The sequence below is a fragment of the Magnetococcales bacterium genome, assembly GCA_015228815.1.
Classification (GTDB): Bacteria; Pseudomonadota; Magnetococcia; order Magnetococcales; family UBA8363; genus UBA8363.
The window spans coordinates 1-13783 of record JADGCV010000013.1; the positions used below are offsets into that span (position 1 = coordinate 1).

Sequence of the window (13783 nt, forward strand, 5' to 3'; positions counted from 1 at the left end):
CTCGGCAAAAAGGGTTTCGCAGGCTGGGGCGACGATGCCTTCGACGAACTCACCCCACCGGCTGCCCAGGTTGCCAACCTGCTGGCTGACCTCCTTGATTTTTCGGTCGGTTTCCTTCATCTGTCGGTTGGTTTCCTGAAATTTGCGGTCCAACTCCGCGCTGATCTCTTTGATTGTGCGGTCGGTTTCCCTCATTTGAGCGGAAACTTCCTTGATCTGCTGGTCGGTTTCCTTCATCTGTCGGTCGGTTTCCTTCATCTGTCGGTCGGTTTCCTGGATTTTTCGATCGGTTTCCTTCATCTGCTGCTCGGTTTCCTGAAATCTGCGGTCGGTTTCCTTCATCTGCTGCTCGGTTTCCTGAAATCTGCGGTCCAACTCTGCGCTTCGCTCACGATTTTCCTGGACCATTTCCTGGAACATTTTCCAGATATCATCAAAAGTTACAGTCTGCGCCATCACAATACCTCCCGTTGACGGTGCTTGTTGACTACCGCGAGCCTGTTCATCCCGCATCACGGATTTCATTTTTCAATGTTTGCATGGCTTGACCATGTGTATCTTTCTGACCCGCCGGATGGGTGGAACCTTTGAACCCGTCTTCAGGGGACCAGGTTACCTGATCCACATCATGTCCTCCACAATACGTTTGGTTGAATGGTATCACCAACGGTTGCATTTCCGGGGTCCACCATGGTCCGGTAACAATGACGATATCGCCGACCCGGTGATCAATCGATGTACAGGTCATCGAAATCGCGGATCAGGTCGAGAAGATCGATTGCCGCTTCATTGGTTTGTTTTGCCGGCATGCTTGTGGCCAGGCGGTGGAGCTGGTCGAGGATCCCGCCCCAGATTTCCAGGTGGTCGGCATCGATCTGGGCCGCGAGGACGGTCAGCGATTCCAGGGATACCAGACCTCGTTGCGCGTTTTGTCCCAGGGCTTGTCCCATTTTCTCCGTCAGTCCCTGGTCCATGATTTCCCGTTGAATCAGAGCCAGTGGCATCGGAGGATTGCCGGGTGGCGTGACATCGGGCCGTTCCAGGGGACGGATCAACGAACCGAGGGCGCTCCTGAGGGCAAACTTGTGACTTCTTTTGGCATTCAGAGTGGTCCGTTTTTCGTAGACGGCGAAGACCACCACCAGGAACGCCCCTTGAAGGCAAAAGCCGATCAATTGTGGAAGAAGGCTGCGACTCAGATCGTCCTCGGCGTACAGCCACAGGGTCAGAAACGGCGCCGCGGCAAAAAAGAGAACCAGGAAAATAAGATACAGGGCAAGAAGCCCGCGCATGAATGACATCTGTCCCCCCAGTTTTTTTGTTTGAACCATGAGTGGTCCTGTCGCCTGGGAAACTAATGAGTGGTCTGCCGGGTGTGTACCAGGCAGGATTCCAGTTCATGGCCCGCGAGGATGATGGTTCCCTCGTGCAACAGGCCGTCATTGGCGACAAACCTGAATTCGTAGATCCGTTTCAGTACCAGACGTCCCTCGGTGGTGCGTTTGATCCTCATGGTACACAGGGCCACGGTGTCGTCGAGGAGTTCCACCTCCATGCGCCGGCAGAGGTCCCTTGCCACTTCATGGGATTTTTCTTTGGCGCGCATGCTGGCGAACCAGATCCAGGCGATGCCGAGCAAAATCCCGATGGCGGTCAGTTCCATGGTCGGGCTGTCTTTAGAGTTCACCCAGATCCACCTTGGCCAGGTCGGCGACCAGCAGGCGGGATTTTATGTTTTCCATGACTTTTTCGGTACATTCCGCGACGGACCATTCGCCGGTCTTCAAGACCAGATCGGGATGATCCGGCCATTCGTAGGGCGATGAAATGCCGGTAAAGTCGCGAATTTCCCCTTCACGGGCTTTTTTGTAGAGTCCCTTGACATCCCTGGCTTCGCACACTTCGAGGGGACAGTCACAGTAGACTTCGATGAAGTCGCCCGGATCCATGAGATTGCGCACTTTCTGCCGGTCGGCGCGAAACGGGGCGATCAGGGCGACCAGGGCGATGACCCCTGCCTGGGTCAGGAGTTTGGCCGCCTCGCCGACGCGACGGACATTTTCGCTGCGATCGCTGTTGGAAAACCCCAGGTCGGCGCAGAGTCCCTGGCGGACATGATCGCCGTCGAGGGCGAAGGTGCGGTAGCCATGTTTGCACAGACGCTCTTCCATGGCGTGAATCATGGTCGATTTTCCGGAGCCCGACAATCCCGTGAACCAGATCACGAAACTGCGGTGGCCCTGCACGCGCTCACGTTCGTCCCGGGAGATGGACATGACCTGCCAGACACAATGGGAATTTTTCAGGTTTGGATTCGATTCATTCATGGTACGTTCGTGAAAAATGACAGGCGGCCAGGAAGGCGAAGATTCGGGTGGTTTCTCTTGAGGTCGCCCCTTGAGGTCGTTCCTTGAGATCGTTTCTTGAGATCGACCCGAATTTTCGCGACGGCTGCGATCAGTGTTTTGCCGGGTCGGCCAGGATGGTGGCCATCTGGTCCTTGAGCATGAGTTTGCGTTTTTTCAGCCGTTCCAGGGCGAATTGATCCATTGCCCGTCCCGCTTCGGCAATTTGCTGCTTGAGCATCTGGTGTTCATTATGGAGGGCGCGAAACGTTTCGTTTTTTGCAAGCAGGGCCTGAACCAGCTCGGACTGATCCTCGAACATTTTTTTCTCCTGTTTGTTTTTCGTGATAAAAACTTTCCGATGCCTTGATGCCTTCATCCCTCGGAGGCAGGGGAAAAGGTCGGGACGACAGCCACTGCGTCAACCGGCAGCTCACCGGTTCGTCCGCGGCGGATGGCCTCGCGGGCGAGTTGATCGGCCCGTTCGTTATCGGTGTGTCCGGCATGTCCTTTGACCCAGTGCCATTCTATATCATGTTGTTGGCAAACGGCATCCAATCTTTTCCACAAATCGGCGTTCAGGACGGGATGGCCATCTTTTTTGATCCATCCGCGACGTTTCCAATTGGGCAACCATTCGGTGATGCCGTTGCGCACATAGGTCGAATCGGTGGTAAGGATGACGTGGCAGCGACGTTTCAGGGCTTCGAGGCCATGAATCGCCGCGAGAAGTTCCATGCGGTTGTTGGTGGTATGGTCCTGATAGCCATGAAGATGTTTTTCATGAACGCCGTGGCGCAACACTGCCCCCCAACCGCCGGGACCGGGATTGCCGCTGCATGCGCCGTCGGTGATGAGCTGGACCGGGATTGCGGGTGATCTGGAATGGTTGGGGGTCGGGATCACGGGATCGGGTCCGTCCTGGGGGTGCGTATCCTTGGCCATTGGGATATGATATACAAGAAGGGGTAATCTCTGGAAGATTTCATCGCGCAACCCAAGCACAAAGGATTCGTTCCATGGCCATGGTTCTGGTGACCGGAGCAGCCGGTTTCATTGGCTTTCACCTTGCCAGGAGACTGCTGGAGCGTGGCGATCGTGTCATTGGACTGGACAATCTCAATGATTACTATGATCCCCGGTTGAAGCGGGACCGGCTGGAGCGGTTGGCGTCCCTGGATGGTTTTCGCTTCATCCACGGCGACCTTGCCGACCGGGAGGGGATGGTCGATCTGTTTGCGACCCATGGGTTTGATGCGGTCGTCAATCTGGCGGCGCAGGCGGGGGTTCGTCATTCCATTGAAAATCCGGAATCCTACATTCAGAGCAATCTTGTGGGGTTTGGCCATCTGCTTGAGGGATGTCGTCACGGTCGGGTGGGGCATTTGGTGTTTGCCTCCTCCTCCTCGGTCTATGGTGCCAACACCCTCATGCCGTTTTCGGTGCGGCAGAATGTCGATCATCCGTTGTCGCTCTACGCCGCGAGCAAGAAGGCCAACGAACTGATGGCCCACACCTATGCCCATCTGTTCCGTGTTCCGGTGACGGGGCTGCGTTTTTTCACCGTCTATGGGCCCTGGGGCCGGCCCGACATGGCCCTGTTCAAGTTTACCCGGGCCATTCTTGAAAATCGTCCGATGGAAATTTTCAATCATGGGCGGATGCGGCGTGATTTTACCTACATCGATGACATTGTCGAAGGGGTTGTTCGGGTCATGGATCGTCCTGCCGCCCCCGATCCCCAATGGGATGGCCATCGACCCGCGCCGGGCACAAGCAACGCCCCGTACCGTCTTTACAACATCGGCAACAACACCCCGGTCGAATTGATGCGCTACATCGAGGCCCTGGAGCGATGTCTTGGCCGGAAGGGGGAGCGGCTCATGCTTCCCATGCAGCCGGGCGATGTCCCGGCAACGTGGGCCGACATCGACGAATTGACCGCCGACATCGGTTTTACGCCGGTGACCTCCATCGAGACAGGGGTGGAGCGGTTTGTCCAATGGTACCGGGATTATTATCAGGCGTGATTCCCGCGGGCGATCCGGTCCAGCCATCACGTTCCGATCCGGGGGGGCGACCGTTTTTCGGGGGGTGGGGCGTTTCCGTCAAAGGTTCTGGTTGTGACGCTGGAGGGAATTTCGACCGGAGGCGGGCGGCATGATTGGCTTTGGCATTCGTTCGAAGACGTATGCGGCGTTGTTGTCCATGGCCGTGGCGGCCATCATCGCCGGGGGAACGATGGTGCTTTCGATCGAGCGGATCAAGGAAGACACCGATATCGTCGTCGCCCTGGACCGCCAGAGGATGCTTTCCCAGACCATGGCCAAGGCGGCCATGGGCTATGTCCTGGCGCGGAGCGGCTCTTCGTTCCTGGAACGGCAGGTCGCGATTCTCGATGCCTACATGACCCGGGTCGAGCGGATTCTGGTGATGGATGCCCCCGTTTCCTCCCTTCCGGGGTCATCGTCTCTTTGCCCTGCCCAGAGGGTGGTCCGGCAGACGAACGCAGTCTTCGGGACCGACCTGGAAATTCCCATCACCATGATGTCGCGCCATCCAAAAAACAGGGAAAACCGGTTTCAGGATGCCATCGACCGTCAGGCTTTCGACTGGTTGAGTGCCCATCCCGGACGTTTGTTCAGCACGGCCCTGAAGGGGAAGGGACCGTTGCGACTGCGTTATTATGCCGCCGTCCTTTCCGACGAGCGCTGTGGCGCATGTCACGAGTCCGAGGGCGGGAGTGCCGGGACGGTTCCCATGGCGGTTCGCCGGTTTGATTTTCGTTTTTCCGGGGACATCGCCCTGGGAAAGGCGGAACTGGAGCCGAGTCTGATCGAGTATTATCAATCCAGGGATCTGTTCAAGGCGACGCTTCAGGCTTTGCGTCATGGCGGTCTTTTGCCTCTGGAGCGCAAGGGCGCCTTGGCCAAGAGGATCGATCCGATCGCGGTCCCGGCGATCCGGACCCGTTTGGCGCGCATGGACGCTTTGTTCTCCGGTTTTACCGCGGCGGTGCAGGAGTTGTTCAAGTCGCTGCCGGGATCGGAATCCTATCGTCAGGCGCGGCAGTCGATCGGCGAGGAATCCAATCGTCTGCGTGCCGTCAGTGAAGAGATGGTGCAACTTCATACCGCGATGCTTCTGGCGGAACAGGAACGGAGAATTCTTGGGGTGGCGGCGGTGGTCCTTGGGGTCATACTGGGGCTGACCCTGGTGGTGGCTTATGCGTTGCGCCGTACCCTTCTGGATCCGTTGGCCGCCCTCCATGCGACGACCGAGGCGTTGGCGGGGGGTCATTGGTCGGCGCGTGTCGATCTTGGCGGACGCCGGGATGAACTGGGACGGATGGGCGCGGCGTTCAATGTCATGGCGCTGCGTCTGACGCGGACGATTCAGGGGCTTGGCCTTCATGCCGGGACTTTGAAGGTGTTGACCGCGGCGTTGGTGGAACTGGAACAGGTTCTCGACAAGAACATACGCACCGGATCGGTTTTGAATCGCCAGGCGGAGGGGTGGCTGCGGCAGCTGGAACGATCATTGATGGATTGGGGACGGTTGGTTGCCGATGCACGGGCGGAATCCGAATCCGAAGTCCTTTCGGAATTACGTTTGAATCTTGGGCGTTTGCAGACGACCATGGCGGAGGCGATCAAACTGGCCAATCAAAGTTATGGCGTTCTGGATCATGCCCGACTGTTGACGGGGAGCATCACCGAGGTCGGGCACGCCCTTGACGAGGCGGGACCGTCCGACACCATCGGGCATCCGGCGGGACGGGTGTGGACGCTGCTCAAACAGGATTGCATGTCCCGATTGGCGCAGGTGATCGTCGTTTTGGGTGATTCATCGGGTCGGGTTTCCGTTGACGAGGGGATGAAACATCCGGAAGATGCGTTCTTCGACCGTTGGCTTGCAACCGAAGGAAAGACCCGGTATGGGCATCGGGCCGAGTTTGTCGAACTCGTGTCGGCTCATGAGGAATTTCTTGGGGCGGTGACGGAAGCGTTGCGGCAATCGCAACCCATGCAACGGGTCGTGTCGTTGCACTGGATGGAACGTCTGGAAAGACTTCGCGGCAGGGTTTTTACCGTGTTGGATCGATTGGCCAATTCCGAATTGTCGTGAAAGGTAACCGTTCAGACCCCTTTTTTCTTTCAATAATTTCAGACTTCCTGATCCCTTCCAGATAATGCTGGCTTTTTTGTCCACGAGACCGGAAGCGGCGGTGGCACTAAATCTAGCAAAATTGATAGGTAAATCAAAGTGCATGTTGCTCAAAAAGTGCCGTTAACGAATCCTGCGGGATCAGGAACTCTGAATTTTGAACACGGACATAAAGCAATCAACGTACCGGATGTCCTCTTATGTCGGGGCGATGGTTTTGCGCAATCCATCCCGGAATGACCGGAAACTTGGAGATCGGTTGTGTTCAACTTCCATGCGCGGGGCAATCTTTGCCGCCCATTTCCGTTTGATCTCAAGAACTTTCGCCGATCTTTTCCCGAAAGATCCCAGGGCTTCCATGCCTCCGGGATGAATGGCATCGGCCAGTTTTTCCCATGTGCCGCATTGAGAATCTTGAACATAGTCGTCCAGTTCCTCCTTGATCAAGCTGGGATAGGATGCTTCAACTGCCGCCAAATCTCCCAGGAACCAGGCTTCAAGTTCCTCGATGGCAATTCGAAACAGGCAGCGCGGTCGATCGGTGCAATAATCCAACATGTTTGCAAGTTCTTGTTTGAATGTGCGGCAATCGGCCCTGTCGTCCAGGTCAACCAGGACGACGACCATCTCGTTTCTGCTCATATCCTTTCCATAAGCCCTGAGCTTCCAGGGAAGGTTGTAGAGAAGGGTCGGGTCCTTCTTGTTTCTGGGTACCTCGGGGTTCTCCGGCAATTTGCCAATTCCCCGATGTTTGTGAATCTTCCATGTGTGTGGTTTATCGTAAGGTCCGACTATTTTCTCCATCAATATGGAAAGTGCCGTCAATTCGGTCTGTCCCTCTACAAGAATCTCAAAATGCATGATTTACCTTTCATCAAGATAGTCGCTGTACCACAACGCACCCAGAGGTTGTCCTTCTTCCACCATACTTTTGACATAGCGGATGTCGCTGGCGCGGCTGATCTTCGAGAAACCATCTTCTCCCTTCTCCAGAACCCAAACCTCATTCGGATCAAGGGCATCGACAAAATAGGGTTGATGGGTCGTAATGAAAACCTGCGTCCCTCCACGTTTGGAAGTCGCATACTCTCGAAATTCTTCGGCCAGTAAATCAAGTAATTTGTGATAGAGGCCGTTTTCCGGCTCTTCGACACAAAGAAAAGGGGGGGGATCGGGGTCATGCAACAGTAACAGGTAAGAAAATATTTTCAGTGTGCCATCGGACATTTGATAATGGGTCAATGGCTCTTTGAATGCCCTGCTGTAAAAAAGAAGGTAGAGATTTTTCGAAATATCATCCCGATGAATTTTTATATCACTGATGTCGGGTATCTTCTCGGATATTTTCTTGAGAATCTTATCGATTCGAGTTTTGTGTTCGCGTTCGAGAAATTGAACGACATTTCCAATATTGCTCCCAGACTCGTTCAGATGTTTTTGTGGGCCAGCCTTGGATATTTCACGCGCGGCATTTGGGGAAAAATAGCTCAGATACCATCCATCGAGGAAACTTATAAAACTTGTGATCCGGGGATGTTCTTTGAGCGAACCAAGAGTTACAATCCCCAATTTACGTTGGTCGGTCAACGCGACTTCGATACGGTCGGGATCTTCCTGAAGGGGCAGGGTCTTGATGTCAACCCCTTTGGAAAGAGCCTCTTCAATGTCATCGTTGGCAAGGCTCTCCCTTCCTGCCCAGGCCCAGCCCTTTCCTTCGGAGAGACGCAGCAAGGAATAGGGACGTCCGTGTTTTTGACCCTTTCGTCGTTGTCGAAGGTGTTCCTCTTGAACGTAGGGGCGTCCATTCTTGTCAAGATTGATGGCCAATTCATAGGTCAGGGGACGCGCATTTGCCTCTTCACGATAGTAGAGTTCGAATTGGATGGGCTCTTTTTCGACACCTTGGGACCGGAGTCGTTGAAATCCACCACGTTCTCTCAGGTCACACGCCTCCTCGACTCCGACGCGCAGGCAGTCACCCAGGAAACCAAACGCATCAAACAGTGAACTCTTCCCTGAGCCGTTTTTGCCGATGACGACGGTCAAAAGGGTCAAGGATTCGATTTTCTGAGTGTTCGATAATTTACCGAGTGTAACATCCCGCAGTGCCCGATAGTTTCTGATGCGCAGTCCCTCCAGTTTGGCCATGAGTGTCCTCCACCATCCGGGTTACCTCGGGTCGGAAATACGACTGATTATGCTGTTGATAACTTGAATCGTCAACAGTGATTCATAACATATAAAAAAAGGCGCCTTGGGTCTCAAGGCGCCATTCGAGTCGATCTGCGTTATTCTTTATGTGTCACATCAACCCGCCTTCAATGCCGCCAGGGCCGCGGAGAGGCGGGCGATGGGAACGCGGTAGGGGGAGCAGGAGACATAGTGCAATCCCACCGAGTTGAAAAAGGCGATGGAATCGGGATCGCCGCCATGCTCGCCGCAAATGCCCAGTTTGATCCCCGGACGTTTTTCCCGTCCCTTGGCCGCCGCCATCTTGACCAGTTGTCCCACGCCCGTCTGGTCGATACTGACGAACGGATCCTTGGCGAGCAGATTCTTGTGGACATACTCCTGAAGGAACGGGCCGGCGTCATCGCGCGAGATACCCATGGTCGTCTGCGTCAGGTCGTTGGTGCCAAAGGAGAAAAACTCCGCATGGTTGGCCAGTTCATCGGCCGTGAGCGCGGCGCGCGGCAATTCGATCATCGTCCCAATGTGGTACTCGAGACGAATGTTGAACTCGTCCATGACCTTTTCGCACACCGCGACGGCGCGGTCCTTGAGATATTTCAGTTCCGTTTCGACCCCAACCAGAGGAATCATGATTTCGGGGGTGATGAAGAATCCTTCCTTTTTGACCAGATGACAGGCCGCCTCCATGATGGCCCGCGTCTGCATGTCATAGATCTCCGGAAAACTGATTCCCAGGCGGCAGCCACGATGCCCCAGCATCGGGTTGAATTCCTTCAAGCCTTCCACCCGGCGTTTGACCTTCTCAAGAGGCATGCCGAACACCAGCGCCACCTCGTTCTGTCCCTCTTCATCATGGGGAATGAATTCGTGCAGCGGCGGATCCAAGAGGCGGATCGTGACCGGCAATTCGCGCATCTCACGGAACAACCCTTCGAAATCGCTCCGTTGCAACGGAATGATTTTCTCGATGGCCCGGGCCCGATCCGCGTCGGTATCGGAAAGGATCAAACCGCGCATGTGAATGATCCGGTCGGCGCCGAAAAACATGTGTTCCGTCCGGCACAATCCAATCCCCTGCGCCCCGAACTTGCGCGCCACGCGGGCATCGTCCGGAGTGTCGGCATTGGCCCGAACCTTCATCCGGGCAAAACCATCCACCCACTCCATGAACGTGGCGAATTCTCCGGTCATTTCCGGCTGGATCGTCGCAACCTGACCCGACATGATCTCTCCCGTCGAGCCGTCGATGGTGACCCAATCTCCCTTGTGTACCGTCACGCCGCCCAGGGTGAATTGCTCCTTCTCCTGCTCGATCATCAGCGCCGTGCAACCCGATACACACGGTCGTCCCATGCCACGCGCCACCACCGCCGCGTGCGAGGTCATGCCACCCCGGGCGGTGATGATCCCCTTGGCCGAATGCATGCCGTGGATGTCTTCGGGACTGGTTTCGTCGCGGACCAGCATGACCATCTGTCCGGCATTGGCCCATTGCTCCGCTTCGTCGGCATCGAAAACGACCTTGCCCGTCGCCGCACCCGGGGAGGCTGCCAATCCCTTGCCCAGAATCACCTTCTTCGCCCGCGGATCGAGCGATGGATGGAGCAGTTGGTCGAGTTGTTCCGGGGATACCCGAAGCACCGCCTCGCGGGTGTTGATCAAGCCCTCATGTACCATGTGTACCGCAATCTTCATTGCCGCCTTGGTCGTGCGTTTGCCGTTGCGGGTCTGCAACAGCCACAGCTTGTTGCGCTGGATCGTGAATTCGATGTCCTGCATGTCACGGTAATGAATCTCCAGCCGCTTTTGCAGGTTGAGAAGTTCCCGGTACAGTTCGGGCATCGACTCTTCCATCGCCGGCAGATTCGAACCGTTGAGACGTTTGCCTTCGATGGTGATCTGTTGCGGCGTGCGGATCCCCGCCACCACGTCCTCACCCTGGGCATTGATCAGATATTCGCCGAAGAACCGGTTGTCGCCGGTGCTCGGATCCCGGGTGAAGGCGACACCCGTGGCGCAATCGTTGCCCATGTTGCCGAACACCATCGCCTGCACGTTGACCGCAGTGCCCCAATTCTCCGGAATGTCGTTGAGGCGGCGATAGGTGACGGCCCGGGGGATGGTCCAGGAATTGAACACCGCGCCGATGGCGCCCCACAATTGATCCTGCGCATTCTCCGGAAACGGCTTGCCGGTGATTTCCAGCACCTTGGCCTTGTAGCGGGCCACAAGCCCTTTCCACTCGTCGGCAGTGACCGAGGTGTCCTCCTGTTTGCCCGCCGCCTCCTTCATGTGCTTGAGCATGTGTTCAAAATTATGATGATCCACCCCCAACACCACGTTGGAATACATCTGCACGAAGCGACGGTAGGAATCGAAGGCGAACCGCGCATCTCCGGTCCTCTTGATCAATCCCTGCACCGTGACATCGTTGAGCCCCAGATTCAGCACCGTGTCCATCATTCCCGGCATCGAAACCCGCGCCCCGGAACGAACAGAGACCAGCAGAGGATTGTCCGCGTCGCCAAAACGGGCCCCCATCACCTTTTCGACCTCCACAAGCGCCGCATCCACCTGGGCCTTGAGACCTTCCGGATAATCACGGCGTTGCAGGTACAACCCGCATACTTCGGTGCTGATGGTGAAACCGGAGGGGACCGGAATGCCCAGACGGGTCATCTCCGCCAGGTTGGCGCCCTTGCCACCCAGCAAATTGCGCATTCCCGAATCGCCTTCCGCCTTGCCATTCCCGAAAAAATAGACAAATTTCTCGCCGGACATTTATTCTTCTCCCTGATGACAAAACGCCCTTTCCGGGCCATTGAGTAAAATTTTAAAGGTTCGGAAACATGTTGAAATTGTTCTGCCGCGATCCAAAAATTTCGTGGTTCTCAAACGGTGCGCCACTCCTTTATCCAGGTTGGAATTACCCCTTCGGCCTGCATCAACGCCCCACCATGAAAACGACCTTCCATGACCTCCCCGCGCCGGCAAATTTCAGGAAAATGGAATTGATGATATATACATTATTTTTATGTTAAAAATAGATACATACAAAACGTTGACAATGACACCGACACATCACGGCTCTTGCCACCGATAACGTGGGCAAGTTAAAGCAAAAACGGACCGAAGGCAATGTAAAAAATGACCCGCGAACGGTGAATGGAAAAAGATTGGTGACCTTGAACGGGGAAGAAAAAATGGGTCTCGGATTGTCGAAGACCGAAGATGCGCGAGACGCCGGCCTAGTCGGCGAAGGGGGCGCCCCCCGAAAGCGGAATCGGTGTTTTCGGGGGGCGGCAAGGGGTGATTTCAGTGAGTCGCCGGGGCAGTCGATTCGGTCTGTGCCGGATGACCGCCATTTCCGTTGGCATGGTAGCGGTCTTCGGTGGGATGCCAGCCGACGAGGGCGAGCATGACGAAGAAGCCGATGGTGTAGGCAACGGTGACGTGCCAGCCATATTTCAACCATTGGCCGACCGATTTGGCCTCGGGGAACAGGTTGGAAAGGGCGACGCCGGCGGAGGAGCCGAACCAGATCATCGAGCCACCGAAACCGACCGAATAGGCGAGGGTGCCCCAGTCGTAACCTCCCTGTTTGATGGCCAGGGCGGTCAAGGGAATGTTGTCGAAGACGGCGGAGACATAGCCCAGTCCGAGGGCTGCCTGCCAGGAGGCCAGGGGAAGTTTTTCGACCGGCATCAGCGAGGCGCAGACGACCAGTGAAAGAAGGAAAACGCTTCCCTTGAAGGTTTCGGGGAGGATGTTCCATGCCGGGGTCCGGACCGGGACGGACAGGAGGATGGCCACCCATACCGCGGCGCCGATGAAGGGGAAGGTATCGGAGATTTCGTTGAATTTAATGTTGACGATCATGTTGACGGCAACGGCCATGACCAGGATGAGGGCGACGATGAAGACGCGGGCGCCATCGATTTTGTCGTTGCCGGAGGTGCTGGTGTGAATGGGCGAAAGTTTATCCTGTTGCAGGGCGGCGGGGATGCCGGTGATGAACAGGGCGATCAGTGCCCCGGCATAGGCGTGGATGACTGCGCCGGGGCTGATGCCGGCGATCCACATCATGGTGGTGGTGGTGTCGCCGACGACGCTGCCCGATCCGCCGGCATTGGAGGCGGCGACGATGGCCGCGAGGTAGCCGATATGGACCTTGCCGCGGAACACTGTCCGGGCGACGGCGCCGCCGATGAGGGCGGCGGCAATGTTGTCGAGAAAACTCGAAAGGATGAACACCAGGGCCAGCAGGACGAATCCTCCCTTCCAGCCTTCGGGGAGAAACCGGGGGAGAATCGCCGGAACCTTGCTTTCTTCGAAATGGTTGGAAAGAAGGGCAAATCCCATGAGGAGGCACAACAGGTTGGTCAGGATCACCCATTCATGCTGAAAGTGAAGCGCCAGTCCGTGCAGTCCGTCGCCATGCTTGAACCCGGTGAAGAACAGTTTGTAGAGCGTGATGGTGGTGACGCCGATCAGGGCGACCTGAAGGGTGCTGTGGTGGAACAGGGCGACACCGAGGAGCACAAAGGCAAACAGGATGAAGTCGATGGGAATGCCAAGAATGGCGGGTAGATCCCCTTGTGTCCCGGGGTTGGCCCAGGCAACCGCCGGGACCAGGAATGCAGCCAGTAGTGAAAGGAGGAACCGTTTCATGCCGAGTTACCTTATTGAGGTTGGAAATGGATCAATGAATGAAGAATGATGATACGAAAGGCCGGTTTGGCGAACACTGGACGATGCTTTCTGCATGGACAAGATAGAGATAAATCGGAGAATTGTAAATGTTAATATTATGAAAATACAATAATTTAACACCCTCGCTCCCGGTCCATGGCACCCTTGACGACAATGAATGAAAAATCAGAAGGATCTTGTAGATGGCCATTCTTTCGATGGTGCGGTCATGGGCGGAATTTGTGGGATATGAGCATTAAAATAATATAAATTTCGAATAAAATTTCGATTACGATGAATACCGATCAATGGCGGGCACACGAGGGCACTCTTCGTGGCATGAAGAATATGCATCCCATGTCAATGATGAATCCCCATGGGCGGAG

11 protein-coding genes and 1 pseudogene are annotated in these 13783 nt (G+C 55.8%); 2 read left to right on the forward strand and 10 right to left on the reverse strand.

The genetic code is table 11. The features are described 5' to 3' along the window. The 6 genes from HQL76_07225 to rnhA all read right to left on the reverse strand — a co-directional run. A partial coding sequence (locus HQL76_07225) for a DUF3782 domain-containing protein (protein MBF0108948.1) occupies nt 1-456 on the reverse strand: 456 nt, incomplete at its 3' end. Between the two features lie 272 nt (nt 457-728). Continuing rightward, complete coding sequence (locus tag HQL76_07230) at nt 729-1301, reverse strand: hypothetical protein (GenBank protein ID MBF0108949.1); 573 nt, start codon at nt 1299-1301, stop codon at nt 729-731. A gap of 53 nt (nt 1302-1354) precedes the next feature. Next, nucleotides 1355-1687 carry a DUF3301 domain-containing protein gene (locus HQL76_07235; protein MBF0108950.1) on the reverse strand — a complete coding sequence of 111 codons (333 nt, stop codon included), beginning with the start codon at nt 1685-1687 and terminating at the stop codon, nt 1355-1357. Continuing rightward, entirely contained in the window at nt 1677-2327 is a 651-nt protein-coding gene (cysC, locus tag HQL76_07240; protein MBF0108951.1) for an adenylyl-sulfate kinase, read from the reverse strand. Before cysC ends, HQL76_07235 begins: the two co-directional genes overlap by 11 nt. A gap of 130 nt (nt 2328-2457) precedes the next feature. After that, nucleotides 2458-2667, reverse strand: coding sequence for a YdcH family protein (locus HQL76_07245; GenBank protein ID MBF0108952.1), 210 nt, complete (start codon nt 2665-2667; stop codon nt 2458-2460). Nucleotides 2668-2720: 53 nt separating this feature from the next. Next, entirely contained in the window at nt 2721-3290 is a 570-nt protein-coding gene (gene rnhA / locus HQL76_07250; GenBank protein ID MBF0108953.1) for a ribonuclease HI, read from the reverse strand. Nucleotides 3291-3364: 74 nt separating this feature from the next. On the opposite strand from rnhA, the gene HQL76_07255 reads away from it, so the two are divergent. Beyond that, a complete protein-coding gene (locus HQL76_07255) occupies nt 3365-4375 on the forward strand; it encodes an NAD-dependent epimerase (GenBank protein MBF0108954.1) in 1011 nt (336 codons plus the stop codon). Nucleotides 4376-4505: 130 nt separating this feature from the next. Further along, complete coding sequence (locus tag HQL76_07260; protein ID MBF0108955.1) at nt 4506-6473, forward strand: HAMP domain-containing protein; 1968 nt, start codon at nt 4506-4508, stop codon at nt 6471-6473. Nucleotides 6474-6710: 237 nt separating this feature from the next. Here the strand turns inward: HQL76_07260 and HQL76_07265 are convergent, their stop codons facing one another. The 4 genes and pseudogenes from HQL76_07265 to HQL76_07280 all read right to left on the reverse strand — a co-directional run bounded on the left by HQL76_07265 (nt 6711) and on the right by HQL76_07280 (nt 13286). Then, nucleotides 6711-7373: a DUF4276 family protein gene (locus tag HQL76_07265; GenBank protein ID MBF0108956.1), complete on the reverse strand. Its 663-nt coding sequence runs from the start codon at nt 7371-7373 to the stop codon at nt 6711-6713. Nucleotides 7374-7376: 3 nt separating this feature from the next. Continuing rightward, nucleotides 7377-8660, reverse strand: coding sequence for an AAA family ATPase (locus tag HQL76_07270; protein ID MBF0108957.1), 1284 nt, complete (start codon nt 8658-8660; stop codon nt 7377-7379). Between the two features lie 159 nt (nt 8661-8819). Further along, a complete protein-coding gene (locus HQL76_07275; GenBank protein ID MBF0108958.1) occupies nt 8820-11486 on the reverse strand; it encodes a pyruvate, phosphate dikinase in 2667 nt (888 codons plus the stop codon). A gap of 612 nt (nt 11487-12098) precedes the next feature. Then, a pseudogene (locus HQL76_07280) lies at nt 12099-13286 on the reverse strand (citrate transporter). Nucleotides 13287-13783 lie beyond the last annotated feature (497 nt).